Source organism: Planococcus sp. YIM B11945 (assembly GCF_050864155.1).
In the GTDB taxonomy this organism is placed as follows: domain Bacteria; phylum Bacillota; class Bacilli; order Bacillales_A; family Planococcaceae; genus Planococcus.
In genome coordinates, this window is sequence record NZ_JBOZWR010000001.1 from 265,475 (window position 1) to 291,706 (window position 26,232).

Genomic DNA, 26,232 nt, shown 5'->3' on the forward strand with positions numbered 1-26,232 from the left:
ACGTCAAATTTGTTACAGTGTATTATGGTAAAATAATTTGAAGAGGAGGCATTTGAATGTCTAACGAACCACAACAACGCTATCCTTCTCGGGTGAAAAAAAAGAACCGGTCTAATTCCATTTTGAATATGATGATTGGGTTAGTCTTTGCATTGATTGTCATCACAGGCGCATTTATTTTCCTGGACAATGGCAACGAAAGCGGCCAGCAGCAGGAAACCGTGCAAATTGCGACGGGTGATGAAGCAAAAGCCGAAGAAACGGATAGCAGCCAAGAAAAAGCAACTGAAGAAACTGCCGCTGAAGAAGAACCGGCTGAAGATGAGCCAACCGCTGAAGAAACAGCCAAAGCCGAAGAGGCAAAAGCTGCTGAAGAAGCTGAAAAAGCAGAAGCCGAAAAAGCTGCTAAAGAAGCAGAAGCGAAAGAAAAAGAGCAAGCAAAAAAAGATAAAGAAAAAGCCGTAGATAAAGAAGGCAAAGTAACGGGCGGAACGATTACCCGGGAAGGCTCGAAAGACCCGGTAGTTGAAGAATCGGTCATTAACACAAGCTGGGAACCTGTGAAAACCAAACAAACAGGTGACCATGTCTCCGACTACAATCAGGGATCGGTTGACTGGAATGAAAAAATTTCTGCCATTACGTATGCGACCGGATTGAAAGAAAGCGACATGTACGTCATGCGGCTTGAAAATGGCGGCGGACCTCAAAAATCTGTCGGCGTTGTCAAATCAAAAGATGAATCCAAAAAATACCGCGTGCATTTGGAATGGGTAGAAGGCAAAGGCTGGAAACCTGTTAAAATGGACATTTTAAGAACGCTGGAAGGCGCCTATTAATAAGAGGCGTCTTTTTCTTTGAGCAAATCCAATAAAGGAAGGAAGAAGAAATTTATGAAGATCGGTGTAATCGGTGCAATGGAAGAAGAAGTGGAATGCTTGAGAAGCAGTTTGGAAAACGCAGCAACAGAAGAAATCGCCAATAGCGAATTCACAACCGGTACATACAAAGGACAAGAAGTGGTTTTGTTGAAAAGCGGCATTGGAAAAGTCAATGCAGCGCTGTCGACAACAATTCTGCTTCAGCATTTTAAACCGGATGTCGTCATCAATACCGGCTCGGCTGGCGGATTTGATGAGAATTTGGAAGTTGGGGCCATCGTCATTTCAGACGAAGTGCGCCACCACGACGTAGATGTGACAATTTTCGGCTACGAAATGGGCCAAGTCCCGCAAATGCCGGCAGCGTTCCATTCTGACCAAGCGCTCATTGACGTGGCCGTGAAAGCGGTAGAAGAAATTGGCGAACATCCGTATGCAGTGGGGTTGATCGCTACAGGAGATTCGTTCATGAACGATCCAGAGCGGGTAGAAACCGTCCGTGCGCATTTCCCGGCAATGAAGGCGTCTGAAATGGAAGCAGCGGCAGTTGCGCAAGTTTGCCACCAGTTCGACGTGCCGTTTGTCGTCATCCGCGCGCTTTCCGATATTGCAGGCAAAGAATCGAATGTCTCGTTCGACGAATTTTTGCCGGTTGCCGCCAAGCACTCTACGCAAATAGTCCACCGGGTAATCGAAGAACTGTCAAAAAAATAATAATTAAATTATGTAACCTTTGGGACGTTAGGTTCCGAGCGATGTAGAAGCAGGAGTACTATTCATTCCATATAGCGAGTAGAGCCCTGCCAAAGTGTCCGAAGCGGTATATAAAAGGATGATTTTTAAGTTCGACATATATCGCTAACAATAAAAGAACAGACAAAAAAGCTGCGGGCGTTGTCAAAACGCCTGCAGCTTTTAAACTTTTTTCAATGTGAATGTGCTAATCATCAATAATGAACAAAGCATAAATAAGAACATGTACAAGACGGGCGGGAAAACCGAAAGCCCGAAAAACGATAAAGTGATAACGGTTCCTGCAGCGGTAATCGGCAATCCGGTAAAATAGCCGTTCGATTCGGTAATATTGAAACGGGCTAAGCGGAAAGCACCGCTGGCAATGTAAATAACGGTGAAAACCATTCCCGTTATGCCGAAATCGGATAAAACGAGTTCGTAAATCAAAATCGCCGGAGCGACTCCGAACGAAATAATGTCACTCATCGAATCCAGCTGTTTGCCGAGTTCCGATTCTTGGTTAAACTTCCTGGCGACGATTCCATCAAAACGGTCCAAAAATGCGGCAATAAAAATAAACAGCACGCTATAGCTGAATGCGCCATTTAAAGCGGCCATCAACGAAGCCCCGCCAAATGACATATTGCCAATCGTGAGGATATTCGCGGTTTGGGATCTGAGTTTTTTGATTGTGTGATCCATTCGCTCTATAAATAACAATGGAAAACACTCCTTTTTTGTCAACTTATTCTGTTCATTATACTGTGTAAGCAGAAAAAATGGTAGACTATTTTAAGTAATGGAGGTGTTTATGTGAAGAAAAAAATATATCAGCGAGCAATCGAACTGACAAATGGTCCGGTCACGTCCAATATGATCCGCCAATTTGCGCGGTCAAACAAGAGCCGCTGGATGATTCCGAACTATATAAAAACCTATAAAATATCAATTGATGACATAGAAAATCCGTTAGCTTCTTTTCCCTCCCTCCATGATTTCTTTATACGAAAACTCAAGGAGGAAAGCCGGCCGGTCGCAGAAGCGCCTATCGTTTCTCCGGTTGACGGAAAAATCGAGATTGCCGGAACGATGCACGAAGGCATTCACTTCCTCGTAAAAAATCAGCAATATTCATTGGCTGACCTTCTTGGAAACCATACCCTTTCAGAACGATACAAAAACGGGCATTATATCGTGCTTTATTTGTCGCCGGCAGATTACCACCGCATCCACAGCCCCGCTGATGGACGGGTCGGCACACAATACGTGCTGGGAAAAAAATCATATCCGGTCAATCAGGCAGGGTTGCAGTATGGGAAAGCGCCGATCAGCGGAAATTACCGTTTGATTTCAGAACTGGAAACAGAATGCGGGAAGATGCTGGTTGTCAAAGTCGGCGCGATGTTCGTCAATTCAATTGAGTTGACCAATTCCAGTTCCGAATGGAATAAAGGCGAAGAAATCGGCTATTTTAGCTTCGGTTCGACAGTCGTTTTGTTTTTTGAGGAAAAAACAATAGAATTTTCCACGAAAGTAAAGAACGGCGAACGAGTCAAGGTGGGAGAAGCGCTCGCAAATATGGTATAATCTATAGAATTAAGTACGGGAAACAGGAGTGGATTGCAGTGTACCAAAAATTTATACCGAGCCAATACGTGAAAAAAGTCTATGACATTACACCAGAATCCTTGAAACAGAAAAACATTCATGGCATAATCACTGATTTGGACAATACGCTTGTGGAATGGGATCGCCCAAATGCAACGCCCATGTTGGTTGCGTGGCTAAAGTCGATGAAAGATGCAGGCATCCAAGTGGTCATTGTTTCCAATAACAACGAAATGCGGGTAAAGTCATTTGCCGATCCGCTTGGCATTCCTTTTATTCATCAGGCAAGAAAACCGATGGGCCGGGCATTCCGGAAAGCGCTCGCGATCATGGAATGCAAACGGGAAAACGTTGTGGTCATTGGCGATCAGATGCTGACGGATATTTTTGGAGGAAACCGAAACAAGCTGCATACGATCCTCGTATTGCCAGTAGCTCAATCAGATGGCTTCATAACGCGCTTTAACCGTCTAGTTGAAAGAAGAATCATGAAAAAATTAAAAGAAAAAGGTCAATTGACTTGGGAGGATTAACTTTGAACGAAATACCAACTTGCATCGGATGCGGAGCGAAAATCCAAACGGACCGCCCTGGAGAACTGGGCTACGCGCCTGCATCATCGTTAAATAAAGAAGAAATTATTTGCCAACGCTGCTTCCGGCTAAAAAACTACAATGAACTTCAACCGGTTTCGCTGACGGATGATGACTTTTTGCGGATTTTAAACGGCCTCGGCGAACGCAAAGGCTTGATCGTCAAAATTGTTGATATTTTCGATTTTAACGGCAGCTGGCTGCCAGGGCTTCACCGGTTTGTCGGCGGTAATGACATTTTGTTGATTGCCAATAAAGCGGATCTTTTGCCAAAATCGGTCAAACAGCACAAACTAATCAATTGGATGAAGCAAGAAGCGAAAAAGCTTGGGCTTAAGCCAATCGATGTTTTGACCGTTTCTGCCCATAAAGGCACTGGCATTGAAGAAGCAATGAAAGCCATTGACCATTACCGAAAAGGCGAAGATGTCTATGTCGTGGGCTGTACGAATGTTGGGAAATCGACGTTCATCAACCGCATCATCAAACAAGCGACCGGCCAATCGGATATCATCACCACTTCCCATTTCCCGGGCACCACTTTGGACATGATTGAAATTCCGTTGGATGACGAGCGTTCGATGTACGATACGCCAGGGATTATCAACCATCATCAATTGGCCCATCACCTTCATACCGAAGACTTGAAGAAAATCATGCCGAAAAAAGAAATTAAACCGCGTGTGTTCCAATTAAATGCAGAACAATCGCTTTTCGTTGGCGGCTTGGCCCGTTTTGATTTTATTCAAGGAGACCGATCTTCATTTACGGTCCACATTGCGAACGATTTAGCCATTCACCGCACAAAATTGGAAAACGCCGATGCGCTTTACGAACAGCACAAAGGCGAAATGCTGGCTCCGCCATCTGTGGAATTCAAAGACGATTATCCAGAGTTAGTCCGCCATGAGTTCCGGGTTAAAGACAGCAAGACCGATATTGTCTTTTCCGGGCTTGGCTGGATCACCGTGCAGCATCCGAACGTAGTTGTAGCAGCTTATGCGCCAAAAGGCGTCGAAGTCATGATTCGTCCATCATTAATTTAGGAGGCAGCTTATGAAAAAATGGTACGCCGTCATGGGCGATCCGATTGCTCATTCGTTGTCGCCGTTTATGCACGAAACCTGGTTCCGCGAGCACGGCTTGGACGCGGCTTATATTCCGCTCCACGTCGAGCCGCAAAAATTGGGCCAAGCGTTTGAAGGGCTAAAAATCCTCGGCGTTAGCGGTTTTAATGTCACGCTGCCGCACAAGCAGGCGATTTTGCCGCTGCTCGATACAATTGACGAAACGGCCAAGGCGATGAATGCCGTCAATACGGTGGTGTTTGACGGAAAGCAATTTACCGGTTTCAATACCGATGGAGACGGCTTTGTGCAGTCGCTGCTTGTCCATCCGGTCGACAAGCAATCGCGTGTATTGCTCATCGGTGCAGGCGGAGCGGCAAGAGGAATTGCCCATGCCTTAAAACGCGCTGGTTTTTCATCTGTTGTTATCGCGAACCGCACGCAGGCGAAAGCCGAGGAATTAGCGGCAGAAATCAGCGGACAAGCGTTGACGCTGGAAGAAGCAGAAACGGCTTTAGGTGAATTCGGGGCAATTATTCAAACCACTTCAGTCGGATTGGACAAAAATCAGGCATTGCCGATTTCATTAACACATTTAAACCCGAGTTCCTTGGCGGCAGATATCATTTATAACCCGATAACCACGCCTTTTTTGCAGGAAGCTGAAAAAAAGGGATGCACCACGCTGAACGGTGTCGGGATGTTTGTCTACCAAGGAGCCATCGCTTTTGAGAAATGGACCGGCATCAAACCGGACAGCCAAAAAATGATCAGCATCATCACGGATAAATTAGGAGGACATTATGTTAACCAGTAAACAAAAAAGTTTTTTACGCAGCGAAGCCCATCACATCGATCCGATTTTCCAAGTAGGAAAAGGTGGTGTCAGCGGAACGATGCTGCGCCAAATCGAAGAAGCGCTTGAAAAGCGGGAATTGATCAAAATCAGCATTCTCCAAAACAACGATGACGATAAAAACGAAGTGGCAAAAGCATTGGCAGAAGGCACTTATGCGGAACTCGTCCAATTAATCGGCCATACCGTTATTCTTTACAAAAAATCGGTCAATCACAAACGGATTGAGCTTCCGGTAAAAAGATGAAACGAGTCGGGATACTAGGCGGAACCTTCAATCCACCTCATCTCGGCCATCTCATCATGGCCAATGAAGCTCTTCATGCAGCAGGATTGGATGAAGTGCGCTTTATGCCGAATTTTATCGCCCCGCATAAAGAAGTCAGCGGAGCAAATGCTGCCCAGCGGCTGGAAATGACCCGCCTTGCCATAGCCGACCATCCTTATTTCGCAGTCGAAGATTTTGAAATAAAAAACGGCGGTGTCTCGTTTTCCTATGATACGATGGTGAAAATGACGGAAGCTGAACCCCATAATGAGTTTTATTTTATTATCGGCGGCGATATGATTGATGGATTGGGAAGCTGGCACCGGGTCGATGAACTCATCCAGTTGGTCCGTTTTATCGGCATCAGACGTCCTGGCTATGACAACAAAACCGCTTTTCCGGTTTTGATGGTGGATTCACCTGAAATTCATTTGTCTTCTTCCATGCTTCGTGAACGCATTTCAAAAGGCGGCACCATTTCCTTTTTAGTGCCGGAACAAGTGGAAACCTATATCCGAAAGGAGCAATTGTATGGATCCTAGCTTAATGCTCCAGGAAGTAAAGAAACGGCTTCCTGAAAACCGTTTTGCCCATGTCCAAGGCGTCATCAGCACCGCGGTTGAGCTGGCAAGAAGGTTTCACGTATCCGTTGAAAAAGCCGAAATCGCTGCAATTTTGCATGACGTCGTCAAATTTTCCGACCGCGAGTGGATGAAGTCCATCATTTTCTCAGAACAAATGGACCCGCTTTTGCTCGAATACCATGCAGAACTTTGGCATGCCCCGGTTGGCGCTTTTGTCGCAAAACAGGAATTTGGCGTTCAAGATGAAGACATTTTAAATGCCATCCGGTTTCATACGACGGGGCGCGCGGGCATGTCAAATTTGGAAAAAGTGATATATATCGCTGATCTGGTGGAGCCGAACCGCAAATTTACAGGTGTTGAAGAATTGCGTCAATTAAAAGAACAAGGATTAGATGTTATGATGGAAGCCAGCGTCAAACATACCATCGAATTTTTAGAATCAAAAAATCAGCCGGTCTATCCGGATTCACTGAAGTGTTTTAAATACTTCGTGCAACAGAAAGGGAAAGTGAACGAATGACACAAGAAACATTATTGCAAACCGCTTACAACGCAGCAGAAGACAAGAAAGCCGAGGATATCGTCGTATTGAATATGGCGGGAATTTCGTTGCTTGCCGATTATTTTGTCATTTGCAGCGGGAACTCAGACCGCCAAGTGCAAGCCATCGCAAAAGAAATGATCGACAAATCAAACGAAGCTGGAAACCCGGTGAAAAGCGTTGAAGGATTTGACGCAGCCCGCTGGATTTTAATCGATTTAGGCGACGTTGTGGCGCATGTCTTCCATAAAGACGAACGATCTTATTACAACCTTGAGCGCCTCTGGAGAGAAGCGCCGACACTGGATATATGAGATATGGAAAGTTCGCATCTGTCTATGATGGGCTGATGGAAGATATTCCGTACGAAAAGTATGTGGAATGGGTGGCGGCGCATGTGCAGTCCGGCAGTATACTGGACCTTGCATGCGGCACCGGCACCTTGTCGCAGCTTTTTGCCGAAATAGGTTTTTCCGTTACGGCGAGCGATTTGTCGGAAGAAATGCTGACAATGGCCAACCAGCGCTTTCAAGAAGCGGGGCTTGTAATTCCGACGCTTCAATTGTCGATGGACAATTTGGAAGGGCTGGCTGGTTTTGACGCCGTAACCATCGCCATTGATTCTTTAAACTATTTAGATGCGGAAGAAAAAGTCCAGCAGACATTCAGCGAAGTGCACCAAGCGCTGAATGAAGGCGGGCATTTTTTCTTTGACGTGCATTCAACTTATAAAATGGAAACCGTTTATATGGACAGCCCATTTGTGCTGGACGGTGAAGACGTGGCGTATATTTGGCATACAGAGCCGGGCGAATTTCCGCTGAGCGTCATCCACGACATCACATTTTTTGTGCGGCAAGGTGAGTTGTTTGAACGCTTCGAAGAAATGCATGAGCAGCGCACATTCACAGTGGAAACCTACCAAACGTGGCTGGAACACGCCGGGTTCCAAGTCGAGTCGATTACGGCGGATTTCGCCGAATCCAAACCGAATGAAGAAAGCGAACGCATCTTTTTCCATGCAGTAAAGAAAAACTTCAATTAGCAGGGGATTTCCCTAGCTTATTGAAGTTTTTCTTTTGCTGTAAACTGGCAGAAAAAAATCCTTCCCAATTTAAAGTGAATTGCTATATAATTCAGATAGCTTCTTATCTAATTGCCTTCTGAAGAAAAGGGGAAATTCCCATGAATTTTTCTCAGCTTCAGAATAAAATCGGTTGGCTGCTGATCCCCGCGGCAGTTATCTTGATTCTTGCTATTTATTTTTTAGTTCCTCAAGACGAACCGGACGCTGTTCCGGCTGCATCCTTAGATTTGATCCAAGCTGAATCCCCTCAGCAGACTGAACCCCAACCCCAAGAAGTGCAAATCCCTGATTTTGTTATGGTCGATGTAAAAGGCCAAGTGGCGAATCCTGGCGTTTATGAATTGCCGATTGATGCGCGAATGCAAGATGCCATTGATGCGGCCGGCGGCTTTTCCGAAAAAGCCGACAATCGCGCCATCAACCTTGCCCAAAAATTGCAGGATGAAATGGCCATTTACGTCCCGGCACAAGGCGAGGAAATCGTTATGCCTGCTGCACCGGGTGTGAGCAGCGATTCTCCGGGAGCAAGCAGCGACGCAACGGTCAATTTAAACAGCGCAACAGACACGGAATTAATGACCTTGCCAGGCATCGGACCATCCAAAGCGGCTGCGATCATTGCTTACCGGACGGATAACGGCAATTTTCAAACGGTTGAAGATTTAAAAGAAGTTACTGGCATCGGCGAAAAAACGTTTGAAAAATTAAAAGAGTTGATCAGCGTAAAGTAACGGCTTGGCCACTGGCGTGCTGTTTTTCTGTTTTGAGCAGCCGGTTGACGAAATTTCTGCCTCTGCTACACTAGTTTTAAACCAATCACCAGGAGGCAATTAGATGAAGCGAATAACTTGGGACCAATTTTTCATGGCACAAAGCCATTTATTAGCATTGAGAAGCACATGTACAAGGTTATCTGTCGGTTCAACGATTGTCAGAGACCGCCGCATCATGGCAGGCGGCTATAACGGCTCCATCTCCGGCGGCGACCATTGCATCGATAAAGGCTGCTACGTGGTCGACGGGCACTGTGTCCGCACGATTCACGCGGAAATGAACGCCTTGCTGCAATGTGCCAAATACGGCATCAATGTCGGCGGCGCGGATATGTACGTCAGCCATTTTCCTTGCTTGCAATGCACAAAATCGATCATTCAAGCCGGCATTTCGAGATTGTACTATGCAGCGGATTATAAGAACCACGAATACGCCATTGAATTGTTGGAGCAAGCGGGTGTAGAGGTGGTTCAAGTGCCATTTGATGAACGGAAAATTGACTTTTTAAGCGTTGAAAAAACGGCTTTGTATATGGAACTGCTCGAGAAACTGCGTGAAAAAGGCGGAAGTGACGAAGAATTGGCCTATTACAACGAGCGGGTGAAGCAATTATTCGGAGAAGTGGAAGTGTAACAACCCATTTATTTTTGTATTTAGCGGCAGCGACAGCTCTCGCAACTTACGCAGCGCATGAAACACCGGCATTTCTCGGGTTCATGGCGCTGCTTTTTTGTTGGATGGCTTGGAAACGCGAACGGCTGCTGCTCATGGCAAGTGTTGTGGTATTCGCACTGGCCGTGTTTGTTTTACAAGACATGCGTGCACAAGACAGCTTTGATTATTCTCAGCCGTTTGCTGGCCAACTCGATTTTGGCAGCCAGTATACAATCGACGGCGACGGTCTAAAGGGTTTTGCTGAACTTGAAGACGGAACGAAAGTTTACGCGCGCTACAAAATTCAATCGGCAGAAGAAAAGGCGGCCTTAGAAGCGAATCTTTACAAAACCATCTTGCAAGTGGATGGGCTGTTTGAAGTGCCGTCACCGCCGCCGCACCGCTACGCATTTGATATGGAAACGTATTTAAAGCGAAATGGCGTATCTAAAATACTGGCCATTGAAAAAATGGCTGGCGCTTCAGAAAAGCAAAGCTTTTTAAGCAGTTTGAATGGGCAGCGCGAATCGCTGAAAACGCATATACGGGAAACGTTTCCGGATTCGCTGGTGGCGGAAGCTGAAGCGTTGTTGATCGGCGAACAAGAAAAAATGACGATGGACGAACAGCAAATTTACCAGACGCTCGGCATCACCCATTTGTTCGCTATTTCCGGGCTGCATGTGGAAATTGCAGCAGGCCTGCTTTACTTTTTGCTCGTCCGCCTGCACATCCGGAAAGAATCGGTGCTTGTGCTGATGCTCGTTGCTTTGCCCCTGTATGCCGTTTTGGCAGGAGGAGCGCCGTCGGTTTGGCGTTCGGTTTGGATGGTTTGTGCGGTGCTAGGATGCCGGCTGTTCAAAATCCGTTTGCCGATTAGCCAGATTTTGTTGATTTCTTTTGTTTGTTTTTTGCTGTGGAATCCGTATAGCCTCTACAACATTGGCTTTCAGCTGTCGTATGGCGCGACGTTTGCCATTATTTACTCGGCTCGTTTCCTGTCCCGCGACTCATCCAATATAAAAATCGGATTTGTTATCACGTTCATTTCCCAGTTGACCCTTTATCCCTTGCTGATTTTTCATTTTTACGAAATTTCGCTTTCGGCATTTTTTGTCAACAGCGTGTTTGTGCCGCTTTACACGCTCGTTATTTTGCCGGTGAATTTTTTATTGCTGGTGTGCACGTGGGTGTTTCAGCCGGCTGCGGATTTGCTTTTCGGTTTATATGAACCGCTTCGCACGTTTGTCGGAGATGCGATGGCGTGGATTGCGTCTTTGCCTTATCAAATGTGGAATCCCGGAAAACCGGCTGCTTGGCTCGTCGTAGTGTTAATGGCTTCCGTATGGCTATTTTATAGTTGGGCGGAGCGGGGATTTAAATGGCGTCAATTGCTGATTATTATACTGCCCGCTGCAGCTATCACATTGCCGTCTTATTTCGACCCGGCATTGAAAGTGGTGTTCCTAGATGTCGGGCAAGGCGATAGCGCACTCATTGAATTGCCCTACCGAAAAGGGGTTTATTTGATCGACAGCGGCGGGCTGCTTCGGTTTGATGCAGAAGAGTTCCGCAGGCGCGAGCGCCCTTATGAAATCGGCAGGCAAGTGGTGGCGCCTTATTTAAAGGGCAGAGGCATTTCGTCTATAGACAAAATGATTCTTTCCCATGCCGACGCCGACCACGCGGAAGCAGCAGAAGAAATTTTTCAGCGCTTCCGGGTAAAAGAGCTCCACTTGACGCCGGGTTCGGAACAAACCGATTTGATGCAAGAGCTGATGCCATTCACAAAAGAAGCGGAAATTTTTTACCCGGGAAGCGGTTCTGTTTGGCAGGTGCAAGAGACGGGCTTTGCTTACTTGGCGCCGGATGATGCGGAATACGTTGGCAACGACGATTCGCTTGTCCTGCTTATGGCGAACGGACCATTCCGCGTCTTGTTTACAGGGGATTTAGAAGAAAATGGCGAAGGGAAGCTGTTGAAGGATTACGGTGGCCAAATCAAAGACATGACCGTGCTAAAAGTCGGCCATCACGGCAGCAAAACGTCCAGCAGCGAAGCGTTTTTAAATGTGGTGGCACCGTCTCTGTCGATTTTTTCCTCTGGCGCCGAGAACCGCTACGGCCATCCAAGCAAAGAAGTGGTCGAGCGCTTTCGAAAGCTTCAGCTTGAAACGCTTAATACGGCAGAGCGGGGTACGATTGAAATGGCGGTTCAAAACGGCAACGTGGAAATTCGCACCATGCGGTGAATGGGATTTGCAAATAAAATAATGCAAAAGAGAATATCTCTTGGAGCAGCTGCTTTCACAACCAAATAAAAAAAGGTTCCAGCCACTGGCTGGAACCTTTTTTCTATTTAGCTTGCTATGAAATCTACCACTACTGCAATAACAAAGATAGCTGCAAAGAAACCGAATGAGACAACAAAGCCCATTCCAGCGTCTATTGCGTCGTTGCGTTTTGATTGGACGTTCTGTTCAAATTCATTCATGAGTACCCCTCCTAATTCCTTCTCATTATAAGCGAACAGGGGAGAAAAATCTAGATTGAACTCGATTAATCAGATCAATTTTCGGCTCCGTCACAAATATGTCAAATACCAATTAGGCCTGAAATCCGCTATAGTAGAAAGGGGGTGCGCATTTATGATTACATCAATATGGAAAGCCATTCGAAGCGGCCAAATCGACCCTGTCTATCTCGTGGTAGGAAACGAAAGTTATTTTATTGAGAAAACAGTGGATTTGTTAAAACATAAATTGACGGACGGCGAATTGGAGTTGTCGATATTCGATTTGGAGGAAGTTCCGGTCGACCGGGTGATCGAAGAAGCGGACACGATTCCGTTTTTCTCAGACCGGAAATTGATTGTGGTCAAAAACGCTTCGTTTTTAAAAGCGGCTGAACGCGGCAAGGAAAAAATCGACCATGATTTAAAATTGCTGGAAGCGTGGCTGGAAAATCCGCCTTCAAGCTGCGTAACTGTTTTTATCGCGCCATACGAAAAATTGGACGAACGCAAAAAAGTGACGAAACTTATGAAGCAGCACACGGTGCTTGTGGAAGCAAAATCGCTCCAAGCGAATGATTTGGAAGTTTGGCTGCAGCACGAAGCAAAAAGTTTCGGCAAGCAGATTAAAAAAGGCGCAGCCGATAAATTGGTCGAAATGGCCGGCACGAATTTGACGCTTTTGTCTTCAGAACTGGAGAAAATGTCATTGTATCTGGGGTCTGGAGAAGAAGAAATTACGGCAGAGCTCGTGGAGAAAATGACGGCGCGGACACTGGAGCAGGATGCATTTAAGATGCTGCAGTCCTATCTTGACGGCGACGTCAGCGGCGCTTTGTCGGTGTATTACGATTTGCTGCGGCAAAAAGAAGAGCCGGTTGCCTTGACGGCATTGCTCGCGTCGCAAATCCGCTTTATGATCCACGTGTTTTATTTGCAGAAAAAAGGCTATCACGCGCAGCAGATTTCTAAACAGCTAAAAGCCCATCCGTACCGGGTGAAATTGCTGGTGGAAAAACGCCAGCAAATTCCAGAGAACCGGCTGCTTGAAGTGCTGGGCGATTTAGCAGACATCGATTTGCAGCTGAAAACGGTAAGCGGCAACCGCGAACGCATTTTGGAATTCTTTTTGATGAAACGGGCAAAAGCGAATAACTATTTAAGTTGAACTGAGTATTTGACTTGTCGATATTCCACAAAACAGCTCCGCTTTCCTGCGGGCTAGCACCGAACTAACTTGGGTTTAGCGCCAAAGTGGATTTCGGCACAGTCGCTCTGTCGCTTTGCTCCATTACTAAAGACATTGGCCGTAGCTTGCAAGGCCAAGTCTTTGCGACGAAGCAGCGCAGCGATGCAAAAACAGTAAAGTTTTCTCCGCTGTTTTGCTCCATATCTTCTAGCCTGCCAGCAGCAGTAATAGAGTGATCCTGCTGGTCATTTCTTCTGGTAGTAAGAAATCTCTTAGCTTCGGCGCGTCCACGGGCGGCAGGCGTAAGCCGACGAGCTTGCGCAGGAGCACTATTCTTTGCCTTTCCCAAAGCGACCTAACCGGCTTATAAAAAAGAACATTTTTTTAGTTCAACTTATATAGCAAAGAAAAAAAGCCAGTCCCGAAACGGGGCTGGCTTTTAGCGTTTTACGCTTGTTTCATCAAGCGAGATTTTTTACGAGCTGCAGTGTTTTTGTGGATAAGCCCTTTAGAAGCCGCTTTTTCCACTTGTTTGATTGCCGCTTTTACAGTATCGCTAGCGTTTTCTGTGTTGTTAAGAACAGCTGAGTCAGCTTTTTTAACAGCAGAACGCATTGTCGATCTCACATGTGAGTTTTGAGCGTTTTTCTTTTCATTCGTGCGTACACGTTTGATTGCAGATTTAATGTTTGGCATGTATTTCACCTCCTAGACAAATAGGAACCGAGATGAAAGCATCTCGCATCTTTTATGTCTCTATACAACAAGAGTTATTTTATCAAATCACAAGAAGGAATGCAATAGATACGTGCAAAGAAGTTTTCCTTTACAGCGAAACGATTCCAACAGCCTTTCATTGCCCAATGGCCTCTCTACTGCTATAATTCAAAGTAGTTTATTTAGGAGTGAAGAGAATGAATCATGAGGAACGATTAGCACGGCAAAGCAAGATTAGAAACTTTTCCATCATTGCGCACATTGACCACGGAAAATCGACGCTTGCTGACCGGATACTAGAGAAAACGGAAGCTTTGACTTCCCGTGAAATGAAAGCACAATCCCTGGATTCCATGGATTTGGAACGCGAACGCGGCATCACCATCAAACTGAATGCCGTCCAATTGAATTACAAAGCAAAAGATGGGGAAACGTACATTATGCACTTGATCGATACGCCGGGACACGTCGACTTCACGTATGAGGTTTCGCGCAGCCTGGCTGCTTGTGAAGGGGCGGTACTAGTTGTTGATGCTGCACAAGGCATTGAAGCGCAAACGCTTGCGAACGTTTACTTGGCGCTTGATAATGAACTTGAAATTCTTCCTGTCATCAACAAAATCGATTTGCCGGCTGCTGACCCTGAACGGGTGAGAGGCGAAATTGAAGAAGTTATCGGGCTTGATGCGTCTGAAGCGGTTTTGGCTTCTGCCAAAGCAGGCATCGGCATTGAAGATATTCTGGAACAAATCGTCGAAAAAGTGCCGGCGCCAACGGGAGATCCGAGCGCACCGTTAAAAGCCTTGATCTTTGATTCGCTGTATGACCCGTACCGAGGCGTTGTCGCTTATATCCGGGTTATGGAAGGAACGGTTAAACCCGGAGACCGCATCCAAATGATGGCTTCCGGAAAAGAATTTGAAGTGATTGAAGCGGGCGTCTTTACGCCGCATGTTTCTTTGCAAAAAGAATTGACCGTTGGCGATGTTGGCTTTTTGACAGCCGCCATTAAAAACGTCGGCGATTCGACTGTCGGAGATACCATCACTTTGGCAAACAACCCGGCTAAAGAAGCGTTGCCAGGCTACCGGCGCTTGAACCCGATGGTTTATTGCGGCTTGTATCCGATTGATACATCGAAATACAACGATTTGCGTGATGCGCTTGAAAAACTGGAATTGAACGATGCCGCGCTGCAATTTGAACCGGAATCGTCCCAAGCGCTGGGCTTCGGTTACCGCTGCGGCTTTCTTGGTTTATTGCATATGGAAATCATCCAGGAACGCATTGAACGCGAATTCAATATTGACTTGATCACGACAGCGCCAAGCGTAATTTACGACGTTCACATGACGGACGGGGAAATCTTGAAAATCGATAACCCGGCAATGATGCCTGATGCCCAAAAGATTCAAGTGGTAGAAGAGCCGTATGTCAAAGCGACGGTCATGGTGCCGAACGATTACGTTGGAGCGGTCATGGAAATTTGCCAGAAAAAACGCGGCAACTTCCTGACAATGGATTATATTGACGCCACGCGCGTCAGCATCATTTACGAATTGCCGCTTGCGGAAATCGTCTATGATTTCTTTGATCAACTGAAATCCGGTACAAAAGGCTATGCATCCTTCGATTACGAATTGATTGGCTATAAAGAATCAAAACTTGTGAAGATGGATATTTTACTGAATGCCGAGCAAGTGGATGCACTGAGTTTTATCGTCCATAGAGATTTTGCCTACGAGCGCGGAAAAGTCATCGTCGACAAGCTGAAGACCTTGATCCCGCGCCAGCAGTTTGAAGTGCCGATCCAAGCTGCCATCGGCCAGAAAATCGTTGCTCGCCAAACCATCAGCGCGATGCGCAAAAACGTCTTGGCGAAATGCTACGGCGGCGATATTTCCCGTAAACGGAAGCTATTGGACAAGCAAAAAGAAGGCAAGAAGCGCATGAAGCAAGTCGGTTCTGTAGAAGTTCCGCAAGAAGCATTTATGGCCATCCTAAAAATGGACGACCAATCCAAATAAACAAAAAAAGGAGGCCGATTTTGTGCCTCCTTTTCCTATTAGAAAGAAGGAAAAACGAGCATGGTAAAAGGATTATACATCCATATTCCATTCTGCCACCAGATTTGCCATTACTGTGATTTCAATAAAGTCTTTTTCAAAGACCAGCCGGTGGATGCGTATATTGATTCGCTCGGCAAAGAATTGGCGCTTTGGAAACAAGAAGGCGCACTCGACAAGCCGCTCCAAACCATTTTTCTCGGCGGAGGGACCCCTACGTCGCTGACGCCCGAGCAGTTGAAAAAATTATTGGGCTATATCCACCAATATGTGCCGATGGCGGACAATCTGGAATGGACTTCTGAAGCAAATCCGGATGAACTGACTAAGGAGAAAATGCAAGTGCTATTTGCAGGCGGCGTCAACCGCTTGAGCATGGGCGTCCAATCGTTCGATGAAGATCTGCTGAAGCGCCTTGGCCGCACGCACAGCAACGGAGACGTCGCACGGGCCGTCGAAGAAGCGCGCGAAGTCGGCTTCACGAACATAAGCTTCGACTTGATGTACGGCTTGCCTGGGCAGACGATGGCGCAATGGGACGATACGCTCGAGCAGGCATTTGCTTTTGATTTGCCGCATTTCTCGGCATACTCCTTAATCATTGAACCGAAAACCGTCTTCTATAACCTCATGACAAAAGGGAAATTGAACACGGTCACCGAAGACCTTGAAGCGGATATGTACGACAAGCTCATGAATGAAATGGAGCGCCGCGGATTAAAGCAATACGAAATTTCGAATTTTGCGCGTCCCGGATTTGAATCGCGCCACAACTTATTGTATTGGGACAATGCCGAATACATCGGCGCCGGCGCCGGTGCGCATGGATATGTCCACGGCGTCCGCTATTCGAACGCCGGACCGCTGAAAAAATACATGGCACCGCTTGATGAAGGCGCACGTCCGCTATTAAACACCCACGAAGTTCCGCTCCATGAACAAATGGAAGAGGAAATGTTTTTAGGGCTCCGCAAAACGGCCGGTGTTTCCATGAGCGGTTTCCAAGAAAAATTCCGGAAATCGATGGGCGCTGTATACGGAGATATTCTGCAAAAAGAAATCGCTAAAGAAAATTTGGTGATAGACAACGACTTTATTAAGCTGACGAAAAAAGGCCGGTTTGTCGGCAACGAAGTATTCGAGCAGTTTTTGTTGGCTTAAGAATAAAAAAAGAGAAATAGATTCCAAAAGGAAAAAGCACAACCGTTGACATTAACAATGGATTTTGGTAATTTTAGTATAGTATTAGCACTCAGGTAACTAGAGTGCTAACAGAGGTGATGATCATGTTAACAGAACGGCAGTTGCTCATTTTAAAAGTGACAGTTGATGATTTTATTCAATCAGCTCAGCCGGTCGGATCGAACCAACTATCCAAAAAATCCGAAATTCCATTTAGTCCGGCGACGATTCGAAACGAAATGGCCGATCTCGAAGGTTTGGGTTTTCTTGAAAAAACGCATACATCATCAGGCCGGGTGCCTTCTGAAAAAGGTTACCGCTATTACGTTGACCATTTGTTGACGCCCAAGCCGCTGCCGCAGCAGGACATCGTTCAAATTCGATCAATTTTCGAAGAAAAATTGACCGAAACCGAAGAAATCATCAAGCGCGCTGCAATGATGCTGTCGGAATTGACGAATTACACGTCCATTTTGTTGGGTCCAGATGTTGGAAAACACATTGTTAAACGATTATCGATTGTCCCGCTTTCAACGGACACGGCAGTCGCGATTATCGTGACCGACAATGGCCATGTAGAAAACCGGGTGTTCTCGATTCCAGAAGGCATCAATCCGTCAGATATTGAAAAAATGACCAATATCTTGAATGAGCGCCTTGTTGGAGCGCCGTTAAATGATTTGCATCGGCGGCTCGAACAAGAGACAATGACGATATTGAAACAGCATGTACAGCGTTATGGAGATTTGTTCCAAACCTTGCGGAAAGCGGCTGTATTGCCGCATGAAGACAACGTGTATTATGGCGGGAAACTGAACATCCTGAAGCAGCCTGACTTTCATGATATTCAGAAAATCAGGAACTTGATGGATGTGATGGATCAAACCAAGCATATCCCGATGATTTTGCCAGTTGGAAGCCAAGGCCTTCACATTCGAATCGGTTCAGAAAATGCACTTTCAGCGATGGAAGATTGCAGCGTTATTACAGTTTCTTATGATATCGGCGAAGAACAGACGGGATCAATCGCAATTGTCGGTCCAAAACGTATGGATTATAAGCGCATCGTCACATTACTCGATGTGCTAAGCGGCGATTTGTCGAAAGAGCTGACCCGTATGTTCCGGGGTAAATGATGAAAAGGAGGAACAGTATTTGTCTAAAGAAAATGAACCACTACAGACAGAAGAAACAGTGACAAACGAAACAGAAGAAGCAACCGCTGCCATGGAATCTGTGGAACCGGCGGCAACTTCTGAAGAAGCGGTTGAACAAACTGAAGAAAAACCAGATGAAGCTGCTTTGCTACGCGAGGAATTAGAAGCCGAGCAAAACAAATACCTTCGTCTAATGGCCGATTACGATAACTTTAAACGGCGTACCGTAAAAGATCGGCAAGACGCAGAAAAGTTCCGAGCTCAATCGCTGCTTTCGGATTTATTGCCAGTAATGGATAATTTCGAACGGGCGTTGTCCGTTGAAGCGAAAAGCGAAGAAGCGGCTTCTTTGTTGAAAGGGCTGGAAATGGTCCATTCTACACTTCTCGAAGCGGTCAAACGCGAAGGGCTGGAAGAAATTAAGTCGGTCGGAGAAGCTTTCGACCCTCATGTCCATCAGGCAGTCATTCAAGAAAAAGATGACAATGCGGCGCCGGGCTCCGTATTGCTAGAACTGCAAAAAGGGTATACCTTAAAAGGCAGAGTGTTGCGTCCGGCAATGGTAAAAGTAAACGAATAATTGGCAATGGAGGAATTTAAATGAGCAAAATTATTGGTATTGACTTAGGAACAACAAACTCAGCAGTCGCGGTATTAGAAGGCGGCGAACCAAAAATCATTCCAAATCCAGAAGGCAACCGTACAACTCCTTCTGTCGTGGCATTTAAAAATGGCGAACGCCAAGTTGGGGAAGTGGCAAAACGCCAATCAATCACCAACCCGAACACCATCCAATCAATTAAACGTTTGATGGGTACTTCAGAAAAAGTTACGGCTGAAGGCAAAGAGTATACAGCACAAGAAGTTTCTGCAATGATTCTTCAATACCTTAAAGGCTATGCAGAAGAATACTTAGGCGAAAAAGTAACAAGAGCGGTTATCACGGTACCGGCTTATTTCAACGACGCAGAACGCCAAGCGACAAAAGACGCTGGCCGCATCGCCGGACTTGAAGTAGAGCGCATTATCAACGAACCGACTGCAGCAGCACTTGCATATGGTTTGGATAAAACAGATACAGACGAAACAATCCTTGTTTATGACCTTGGCGGCGGTACATTCGACGTTTCGATTCTTGAACTTGGCGATGGTGTATTTGAAGTAAAATCAACTGCCGGCGACAACCGTCTTGGCGGAGATGACTTCGATAAAATCATCATTGACTACTTGGTGCAAGAATTCAAAAAAGAAAACGGCATCGACTTGTCAAAAGACAAAATGGCGACTCAGCGCTTAAAAGATGCGGCTGAAAAAGCGAAAAAAGATTTGTCTGGCGTTTCATCTACACAAATCTCGCTTCCATTCATCACTGCGGGAGAATCAGGGCCGCTTCACTTGGAAGTGACTATGTCTCGTGCAAAATTTGACGAATTGACTTCTTCTCTAGTTGAACGCACAATGGGGCCAACTCGCCAAGCATTGAAAGATGCGGGCATTTCAGCATCTGAAGTTGACCGCGTTATCCTTGTCGGCGGATCTACCCGCATCCCGGCTGTACAAGAAGCGGTTAAACGCGAAACTGGCAAAGAACCACATCGCGGCGTTAACCCGGATGAAGTAGTAGCAATGGGCGCAGCTGTTCAAGGCGGTGTATTGACAGGAGACGTTAAAGATGTTGTATTGCTTGACGTAACTCCACTTTCTCTAGGTATCGAAACTATGGGCGGCGTGTTCACGAAATTGATCGAACGCAACACGACAATCCCGACTTCGAAATCACAAACATTCTCAACTGCTGCTGACAACCAGCCAGCTGTTGACATTCATGTATTGCAAGGCGAACGCCCGATGGCTGCAGCCAACAAAACGCTTGGCCGTTTCCAATTAGCGGATATTCCGCCAGCACCACGCGGCATCCCGCAAATCGAAGTAACGTTTGATATCGACAAAAACGGTATTGTCAGCGTTAAAGCAAAAGATTTGGGAACACAAAAAGAGCAGACGATTACGATCCAGTCTAGTACTTCATTGTCTGATGATGAAATCGAACGCATGATCAAAGAAGCGGAAGAAAATGCGGAAGCAGATGCAAAAGTGAAAGAAGAAGTGGAACTTCGCAACGAAGCGGACCAAGCTGTCTTCACGACCGATAAAACAATCACAGACCTTGGCGAAGTTGTTACAGATGAAGAAAAACAACAAGCTGAAGCTGCACGCGACGAATTGAAAACTGCTTTAGAAGGCAGCAGCATCGAGGATATCCGTGAGAAAAAAGATAAATTGAACGAAATTCTTCAAGGATTGGCCATGAAAGCCTACGAGCAAGCAGCAGCTGCTCAACAAGGCGCTCAAGACGGCGCAGCTTCTTCCAATCCGGGAGACGACGTAGTCGACGCTGAATTCGAAGAAGTAAACGACGATAATAAGTAAGACCCGAAAAAGTCAAAGCAAAGCACATGCTTTGGCTTTTTCTTGGTTATAAAAACGGATCGTTTGCAATAGAAAGGCTCGATCAAAACATGCATGGCCAGGTCCAAAGCGCCGGACAAGAATTTTTCTTTAATGCCGCGCCTCCGCTAAAGCAAAACTCAGCCCAGCTGCGCGGCCAGTAAAGCCGCTTTGCTGGGCTGAGTTACGCCGGTCGCGGAAAATTGGGCACCCGCGCTTTTTTCGGAGTCTTTGCAACAGCAAATAGAACCGTGTACAATTACAGGTGATTGCAATAACAGGAGAGTGACAATATGAACAAACGAGATTATTACGAAGTGCTTGGCGTTTCCAAAACCGCTTCGAAAGAAGAAATCAAAAAAGCTTACCGGAAATTGTCCAAACAATTCCATCCGGATATCAATAAAGCAGCAGATGCATCTGAAAAATTCCAGGAAGTAAAAGAAGCTTATGAAGTGTTGAGCGATGACCAAAAAAGAGCGCAATACGACCAATTCGGCCATCAAGACCCGAACCAAGGTTTCGGCGGCGGAGGAGCTGACGGCTTCGGCTTTGAAGACATCTTCAGCACGTTTTTCGGCGGCGGCACAAGACGCCGCGATCCAAATGCGCCGCGAAAAGGCGACGATTTGCAATACACGATGGACATTGATTTCATGGACGCGGTTTTCGGCAAAGAAGAAACCGTTGAATTGCCAAAAGACGAAACGTGCGGAACATGCGACGGTTCGGGCGCAAAACCAGGAACCAAAAAGAAAACATGTCCGTATTGCGAAGGCAGCGGCCAGTTGAATGTCACGCAAGACACGCCGTTTGGCCGCATGGTCAACCGCAGAGCTTGCCACCATTGTTCTGGATCGGGACAAATTATCGAAGAAAAATGTCCGACTTGCAAAGGCGAAGGCAAAGTGCGCAAAGTCAAAAAGATCAAAGTTACGATTCCAGCAGGCGTCGATGATGGACAGCAATTGCGCGTCAGCGGCCAAGGCGGCCCAGGCGTCAACGGCGGTCCGGCAGGCGACTTGTATGTGGTATTCCGCGTAAAACCGCATAAAGAATTCCAGCGCGACGGCGACGACATTTACTTGGAATTGCCGATTACATTTGCCCAAGCTGCTTTAGGGGACGAAATCGAAGTTCCAACGGTGACTGGAAAAGTAAAATTGAAAATTCCGGCCGGTACACAAAGCGGTGCCAAATTCCGCTTGAAAGGCAAAGGAATCAAAAACGTCCACGGCTACGGAACGGGCGATCAGCACATCATCATCCGCGTCAAGACGCCAACCAAGCTAAGCGAGAAACAAAAGCAGCTATTGCGTGAATTTGCGGAAGTGAGCGGCGATATTCCAGAAGAGCAGAGCAGTTCATTATTTGATAAAATCAAACGCACCATCAAAGGCGATTAAACGGCCTACTGAAAATAGGGCTAGACTCATGTTTCATTAGCTGAACCCAGGAAAAAGGAGCCGGACGTATATGAAATGGTCAGAACTGTCGATTCATACAACGAATGAAGCAATTGAATCTGTTTCGAATATTTTGCATGAAGCGGGCGCAAGCGGAGTCGTCATTGAAGACTCGGAAGATTTTGGAAAAGAACGGGAAGACCGCTTTGGGGAAATTTATTCACTGAACCCAGATGATTTCCCGAAAGAAGGGGTCATCGTGAAAGCTTATTTGCCTGTCAACAGTTTTATAGGCGAAACCGTTGAAGCGGTAAAATTAGCGATTAATAACCTGGTAAAATTTGATATTGACCTTGGTGCAAACAAAGTGACCATCAGTGAAGTCAACGAAGAAGATTGGGCAACTTCGTGGAAAAAATATTACCATCCGGTGAAAATCTCGCAACGCTTTACGATTGTCCCTACTTGGGAAACCTATCATCCGGTTTCAAGCGATGAATTGATCATTGAACTGGATCCCGGCATGGCGTTTGGTACGGGCACTCATCCGACAACGGTGATGAGCTTGCAGGCTTTGGAAAAAACTGTCCAGCCGGGCCAGCAAGTAATCGATGTCGGGACTGGATCCGGTGTGTTGGCGATTGGCGCTGCATTGCTTGGCGCTGATCACATTCACGCCCTAGATTTAGACGAAGTCGCGGTACAGGCAGCTGAATTTAACGTCAATTTAAATAAAATGCAGCACAAAGTGGACGTCGTCCATGGCAATCTGCTCGAAACCATCCAAGAGCCAGGAGATGTCGTAGTGGCCAATATTTTGGCTGAAATCATTATTTCCTTTACCGATGATGCGTTTCAGGTGGTTAAACCAGGCGGCTATTATATTACGTCCGGCATCATTTCACCGAAGAAAAATGATGTGAAAGAAGCGCTCGAAGCTTCCGGCTTTGTTATAGAAGACGTGATGATGATGGAAGACTGGGTCACAATCATTTCAAAAAAACCGGAATAACGGGGTGCAACGATGCAACGATATTTTTTAACTGGCAAAGTTCCTGATAACCACATAACGGTGATAACTGGCGATGATGCAAAGCACATCGCCAAAGTTATGCGCCAAACCATCGGGGACCAGCTAATTGTGGTCTTGGAAGAACGGGCTTATTTTGCGACAATCTTATCTGCTGATTTTGATGTGAAAGTGGAACTCGGCCAAATTATTGAAGCGACAGCTGAAATGCCGAAGCGTGTGACCATTGCCTGCGGTTTGCCAAAAGGCGACAAGCTGGAACTGATTACCCAGAAAGCGACTGAACTAGGAATGTTTTCGCTGATTCCGTTTGCAGCCGAACGGTCGATCGTCAAATGGGACAGTTCAAAAAATGACAAAAAAACGGCGCGGCTCCAAAAAATTGCAAAAGAGGCAGCAGAGCAATCCCATCGCACCCATATTCCCGAAATACATAATGTCCAGAGCTTTAACCAATTGATGGAGACTGCTTCTTCTTTTGATGCTGTTGTCGTTGCTTATGAAGAAGAAGCGCGCCAAAGCGCTCCAACTCGATTTGCCGATGTTTTAAAAACATTGTATGATAAAGATTCAATCCTGCTTGTTTTTGGTCCGGAAGGCGGAATTTCTGAACAGGAAATTTTCCGTTTGAAAGAAAGCGGGGCTTTATTCACGTCTTTGGGTCCGCGAATTTTGCGGACAGAAACCGCACCTTTATATGCATTGTCCGCAATGTCTTATGAATTTGAATGAAAGAGGTGGCCACTTATGTCGACGGTAGCGTTCCATACCTTAGGTTGTAAAGTGAATCATTATGAAACTGAAGCGATCTGGCAGTTGTTCAAAGAACAAGGCTATGACCGCGGCGAGTTTGATCATCATTCTGATGTCTATGTCATCAATACGTGTACGGTTACCAACACAGGAGACAAGAAAAGCCGCCAAGTCATCCGGCGAGCGGTGCGCCAAAATCCGGATGCTGTCATTTGCGTAACGGGTTGCTATGCCCAAACTTCTCCGGCAGAAATACTGGCAATTCCTGGAGTGGACATTGTGGTCGGGACTCAGGACCGGACGAAACTGCTTGGCTATATCGAGCAGTTTAAACAGGAACGCAAGCCGATTAATGCGGTCGGCAATATTATGAAAAACCGGATTTATGAAGAACTGGATGTGCCGGAGTTTACGGATCGCACCCGGGCTTCCTTGAAAATCCAAGAAGGCTGCAATAATTTTTGCACGTTCTGCATTATTCCTTGGGCCCGCGGGCTTTTGCGGTCGCGTGACCCAAAAGAAGTGGTCCGCCAAGCTCAGCAATTAGTGGATGCAGGCTATCTGGAAATCGTTTTGACCGGCATTCATACTGGGGGCTACGGCGCGGATTTGAAAGATTACAATCTGGCCCAGCTTTTGCGCGATTTGGAAACGCAAGTCACAGGGTTAAAGCGGCTGCGGATTTCTTCCATCGAAGCGAGCCAGTTGACCGATGAAGTGATCGCTGTGCTCCGGGAGTCTAAAATTGTCGTCCGCCATTTGCACATTCCCATTCAATCGGGATCAGATACCGTGTTAAAAAGAATGCGCCGCAAGTACACGATGGCTTTTTTTGCTGAGCGGCTGGAACAGCTGCGCAAAGCGCTGCCGGATTTGGCAATCACAACTGACGTCATCGTCGGATTCCCAGGAGAAACGGAAGAAGAATTCAGGGAAACGTTCAATTTCATCAATGACCAAAAATTTTCTGAGCTGCATGTCTTTCCGTACTCACAGCGCACAGGAACTCCTGCTGCGCGAATGGATAGCCAAATTGATGAGGATGTTAAAAATGAACGGGTCCATCGCTTGATTTCGTTGAATGACCAGCTAGCGAAAGAATATGCTTCTCGTTTTGAAGGCGAACTGCTTGAAATCATCCCGGAAGAGCGGGCAGCAGGCGAGGGCAAAACTGAAATGGTCGAAGGCTATACCGATAATTATTTGAAAGTCGTGATACCGGGTGAGGATTCGCTGATCGGCAAAATTGTCAAAGTGAAAATAACAAAAGCCGGCTATCCGCATAACGCAGGACAATTTGTCCGCGTAATGGAAGAACTGACTGTTTAACAAAAACCGAAAAGAGAATGGAGATTTTTTACATGACGAACATTGCATCTTACATTGACCACACTTTATTAAAAGCAGAAGCTACACAAGAACAAATCGTTGAGCTTTGCAAAGAAGCGGCAGAATACAAATTTGCATCTGTCTGCGTTAATCCTGCATGGGTTGCAACAGCAGCGGCAGAACTTCAAGGCAGCACCGTGAAAGTTTGCACGGTTATCGGTTTTCCTTTAGGCGCTTCAACTTCTGAGACAAAAGCATTCGAAACAAAAGATGCTATTTCAAAAGGAGCAGGCGAAATCGATATGGTCATTAACATTGGCGCATTGAAAAGCGGCAACAACGATATAGTGAAACAAGACATCCAAGCGGTTGTGGCAGCAGCAAAAGGAAAAGCGATCGTCAAAGTAATCATCGAAACTGCACTTTTGACAGATGAAGAAAAAGAAGTGGCAAGCCGTTTAACAAAAGAAGCAGGCGCTGATTTTGTAAAAACGTCCACTGGATTCTCTACAGGCGGCGCTACAGTGGAAGACGTGAAATTGATGCGTAAAACCGTTGGCGCAGAACTTGGGGTAAAAGCTTCAGGCGGCGTCCGCAGCCTTGAGGATGTCCAAGCGATGATCGATGCGGGCGCAACTCGCATTGGCGCTAGTTCAGGAGTTAAAATTATGCAAGGCCTTACTTCTAATTCAGATTATTAACTATTGACCTATATAGGAAAATACGATATAATTTCTTAATATATAACACTTGTTGTTATTTGTTTCAACGTGTGTTCGGAGGGAGGGAAAA

28 protein-coding genes are annotated in these 26,232 nt (G+C 46.2%); 25 read left to right on the forward strand and 3 right to left on the reverse strand.

Going from position 1 to position 26,232, the window contains the following annotated elements:
* Window positions 1–56: 56 nt before the first annotated feature.
* Together ACRRQV_RS01375 and mtnN are read left to right on the forward strand one after the other, a co-directional pair.
* Complete coding sequence (locus ACRRQV_RS01375) at window positions 57–839, forward strand: YrrS family protein (RefSeq protein WP_432526887.1); 783 nt, start codon at window positions 57–59, stop codon at window positions 837–839.
* A gap of 54 nt (window positions 840–893) precedes the next feature.
* On the forward strand, window positions 894–1,595 hold the full coding sequence (gene mtnN / locus ACRRQV_RS01380; RefSeq protein ID WP_432526889.1) for a 5'-methylthioadenosine/S-adenosylhomocysteine nucleosidase: 702 nt from the start codon (window positions 894–896) through the stop codon (window positions 1,593–1,595).
* 201 nt (window positions 1,596–1,796) lie between these two features.
* On the opposite strand, the gene pssA is transcribed toward mtnN, so the two are convergent.
* Complete coding sequence (gene pssA, locus ACRRQV_RS01385) at window positions 1,797–2,336, reverse strand: CDP-diacylglycerol--serine O-phosphatidyltransferase (RefSeq protein ID WP_432526891.1); 540 nt, start codon at window positions 2,334–2,336, stop codon at window positions 1,797–1,799.
* A 93-nt stretch (window positions 2,337–2,429) separates the two neighbouring features.
* On the opposite strand from pssA, the gene ACRRQV_RS01390 reads away from it, so the two are divergent.
* The 12 genes from ACRRQV_RS01390 (at window position 2,430) to ACRRQV_RS01445 (ending at window position 11,903) form a co-directional block, all read left to right on the forward strand.
* Window positions 2,430–3,203 (forward strand): phosphatidylserine decarboxylase, encoded by a 774-nt coding sequence (locus tag ACRRQV_RS01390; protein ID WP_432526893.1) that lies wholly within the window; start codon window positions 2,430–2,432, stop codon window positions 3,201–3,203.
* Between the two features lie 8 nt (window positions 3,204–3,211).
* Window positions 3,212–3,757 (forward strand): YqeG family HAD IIIA-type phosphatase, encoded by a 546-nt coding sequence (locus ACRRQV_RS01395; RefSeq protein WP_432527707.1) that lies wholly within the window; start codon window positions 3,212–3,214, stop codon window positions 3,755–3,757.
* A 2-nt stretch (window positions 3,758–3,759) separates the two neighbouring features.
* A complete protein-coding gene (gene yqeH, locus ACRRQV_RS01400; RefSeq protein WP_432526895.1) occupies window positions 3,760–4,863 on the forward strand; it encodes a ribosome biogenesis GTPase YqeH in 1,104 nt (367 codons plus the stop codon).
* A 10-nt stretch (window positions 4,864–4,873) separates the two neighbouring features.
* On the forward strand, window positions 4,874–5,701 hold the full coding sequence (gene aroE, locus ACRRQV_RS01405; RefSeq protein ID WP_432526897.1) for a shikimate dehydrogenase: 828 nt from the start codon (window positions 4,874–4,876) through the stop codon (window positions 5,699–5,701).
* Window positions 5,688–5,987, forward strand: coding sequence for a ribosome assembly RNA-binding protein YhbY (yhbY, locus tag ACRRQV_RS01410; protein WP_432526899.1), 300 nt, complete (start codon window positions 5,688–5,690; stop codon window positions 5,985–5,987). Before aroE ends, yhbY begins: the two co-directional genes overlap by 14 nt.
* Window positions 5,984–6,550 carry a nicotinate-nucleotide adenylyltransferase gene (locus ACRRQV_RS01415; RefSeq protein WP_432526901.1) on the forward strand — a complete coding sequence of 189 codons (567 nt, stop codon included), beginning with the start codon at window positions 5,984–5,986 and terminating at the stop codon, window positions 6,548–6,550. Before yhbY ends, ACRRQV_RS01415 begins: the two co-directional genes overlap by 4 nt.
* The gene (yqeK, locus tag ACRRQV_RS01420) at window positions 6,540–7,115 is read left to right on the forward strand and encodes a bis(5'-nucleosyl)-tetraphosphatase (symmetrical) YqeK (RefSeq protein ID WP_432526903.1); all 576 of its coding nucleotides are present in this window, start codon (window positions 6,540–6,542) and stop codon (window positions 7,113–7,115) included. The genes ACRRQV_RS01415 and yqeK overlap by 11 nt, the downstream gene beginning before the upstream one ends.
* Window positions 7,112–7,450 (forward strand): ribosome silencing factor, encoded by a 339-nt coding sequence (gene rsfS / locus ACRRQV_RS01425; protein WP_432526905.1) that lies wholly within the window; start codon window positions 7,112–7,114, stop codon window positions 7,448–7,450. The genes yqeK and rsfS overlap by 4 nt, the downstream gene beginning before the upstream one ends.
* The gene (locus tag ACRRQV_RS01430; RefSeq protein WP_432526907.1) at window positions 7,447–8,181 is read left to right on the forward strand and encodes a class I SAM-dependent DNA methyltransferase; all 735 of its coding nucleotides are present in this window, start codon (window positions 7,447–7,449) and stop codon (window positions 8,179–8,181) included. Before rsfS ends, ACRRQV_RS01430 begins: the two co-directional genes overlap by 4 nt.
* A 140-nt stretch (window positions 8,182–8,321) precedes the next feature.
* Window positions 8,322–8,954, forward strand: a complete 633-nt coding sequence (locus tag ACRRQV_RS01435; RefSeq protein WP_432526909.1) for a helix-hairpin-helix domain-containing protein — start codon at window positions 8,322–8,324, stop codon at window positions 8,952–8,954.
* 103 nt (window positions 8,955–9,057) lie between these two features.
* Window positions 9,058–9,630 carry a ComE operon protein 2 gene (locus ACRRQV_RS01440; protein WP_432526911.1) on the forward strand — a complete coding sequence of 191 codons (573 nt, stop codon included), beginning with the start codon at window positions 9,058–9,060 and terminating at the stop codon, window positions 9,628–9,630.
* 14 nt (window positions 9,631–9,644) lie between these two features.
* Window positions 9,645–11,903, forward strand: a complete 2,259-nt coding sequence (locus ACRRQV_RS01445) for a DNA internalization-related competence protein ComEC/Rec2 (protein WP_432526913.1) — start codon at window positions 9,645–9,647, stop codon at window positions 11,901–11,903.
* A gap of 107 nt (window positions 11,904–12,010) precedes the next feature.
* On the opposite strand, the gene ACRRQV_RS01450 is transcribed toward ACRRQV_RS01445, so the two are convergent.
* A complete protein-coding gene (locus tag ACRRQV_RS01450) occupies window positions 12,011–12,145 on the reverse strand; it encodes a YqzM family protein (RefSeq protein ID WP_146494554.1) in 135 nt (44 codons plus the stop codon).
* 154 nt (window positions 12,146–12,299) lie between these two features.
* Here ACRRQV_RS01450 and holA point away from each other — a divergent pair, with 154 nt between their 5' ends.
* Window positions 12,300–13,331: a DNA polymerase III subunit delta gene (gene holA / locus ACRRQV_RS01455; protein ID WP_432526915.1), complete on the forward strand. Its 1,032-nt coding sequence runs from the start codon at window positions 12,300–12,302 to the stop codon at window positions 13,329–13,331.
* 468 nt (window positions 13,332–13,799) lie between these two features.
* Here holA and rpsT read toward each other — a convergent pair whose 3' ends face one another.
* Window positions 13,800–14,048 carry a 30S ribosomal protein S20 gene (gene rpsT / locus ACRRQV_RS01460; RefSeq protein WP_432526917.1) on the reverse strand — a complete coding sequence of 83 codons (249 nt, stop codon included), beginning with the start codon at window positions 14,046–14,048 and terminating at the stop codon, window positions 13,800–13,802.
* A 218-nt stretch (window positions 14,049–14,266) separates the two neighbouring features.
* Between rpsT and lepA the strand changes: the two genes are divergently transcribed.
* The 10 genes from lepA to deoC all read left to right on the forward strand — a co-directional run bounded on the left by lepA (window position 14,267) and on the right by deoC (window position 26,141).
* Entirely contained in the window at window positions 14,267–16,096 is a 1,830-nt protein-coding gene (gene lepA, locus ACRRQV_RS01465) for a translation elongation factor 4 (RefSeq protein ID WP_432526919.1), read from the forward strand.
* Between the two features lie 60 nt (window positions 16,097–16,156).
* Window positions 16,157–17,296: a radical SAM family heme chaperone HemW gene (hemW, locus tag ACRRQV_RS01470; RefSeq protein ID WP_432526921.1), complete on the forward strand. Its 1,140-nt coding sequence runs from the start codon at window positions 16,157–16,159 to the stop codon at window positions 17,294–17,296.
* A 125-nt stretch (window positions 17,297–17,421) separates the two neighbouring features.
* On the forward strand, window positions 17,422–18,453 hold the full coding sequence (gene hrcA, locus ACRRQV_RS01475) for a heat-inducible transcriptional repressor HrcA (RefSeq protein WP_432526923.1): 1,032 nt from the start codon (window positions 17,422–17,424) through the stop codon (window positions 18,451–18,453).
* A gap of 19 nt (window positions 18,454–18,472) precedes the next feature.
* Window positions 18,473–19,054: a nucleotide exchange factor GrpE gene (grpE, locus tag ACRRQV_RS01480; protein WP_432526925.1), complete on the forward strand. Its 582-nt coding sequence runs from the start codon at window positions 18,473–18,475 to the stop codon at window positions 19,052–19,054.
* A gap of 20 nt (window positions 19,055–19,074) precedes the next feature.
* Window positions 19,075–20,904 (forward strand): molecular chaperone DnaK, encoded by a 1,830-nt coding sequence (gene dnaK / locus ACRRQV_RS01485; protein WP_432526927.1) that lies wholly within the window; start codon window positions 19,075–19,077, stop codon window positions 20,902–20,904.
* Window positions 20,905–21,215: 311 nt separating this feature from the next.
* Complete coding sequence (gene dnaJ / locus ACRRQV_RS01490; RefSeq protein ID WP_432526929.1) at window positions 21,216–22,328, forward strand: molecular chaperone DnaJ; 1,113 nt, start codon at window positions 21,216–21,218, stop codon at window positions 22,326–22,328.
* Window positions 22,329–22,398: 70 nt separating this feature from the next.
* Entirely contained in the window at window positions 22,399–23,340 is a 942-nt protein-coding gene (gene prmA / locus ACRRQV_RS01495) for a 50S ribosomal protein L11 methyltransferase (RefSeq protein ID WP_432526931.1), read from the forward strand.
* A gap of 12 nt (window positions 23,341–23,352) precedes the next feature.
* Window positions 23,353–24,090: a 16S rRNA (uracil(1498)-N(3))-methyltransferase gene (locus ACRRQV_RS01500; protein ID WP_432526933.1), complete on the forward strand. Its 738-nt coding sequence runs from the start codon at window positions 23,353–23,355 to the stop codon at window positions 24,088–24,090.
* A 15-nt stretch (window positions 24,091–24,105) separates the two neighbouring features.
* Window positions 24,106–25,440 carry a tRNA (N(6)-L-threonylcarbamoyladenosine(37)-C(2))-methylthiotransferase MtaB gene (gene mtaB, locus ACRRQV_RS01505; RefSeq protein ID WP_432526935.1) on the forward strand — a complete coding sequence of 445 codons (1,335 nt, stop codon included), beginning with the start codon at window positions 24,106–24,108 and terminating at the stop codon, window positions 25,438–25,440.
* 32 nt (window positions 25,441–25,472) lie between these two features.
* Window positions 25,473–26,141, forward strand: coding sequence for a deoxyribose-phosphate aldolase (gene deoC / locus ACRRQV_RS01510; protein WP_432526937.1), 669 nt, complete (start codon window positions 25,473–25,475; stop codon window positions 26,139–26,141).
* The last annotated feature ends 91 nt before the right edge of the window (window positions 26,142–26,232 follow it).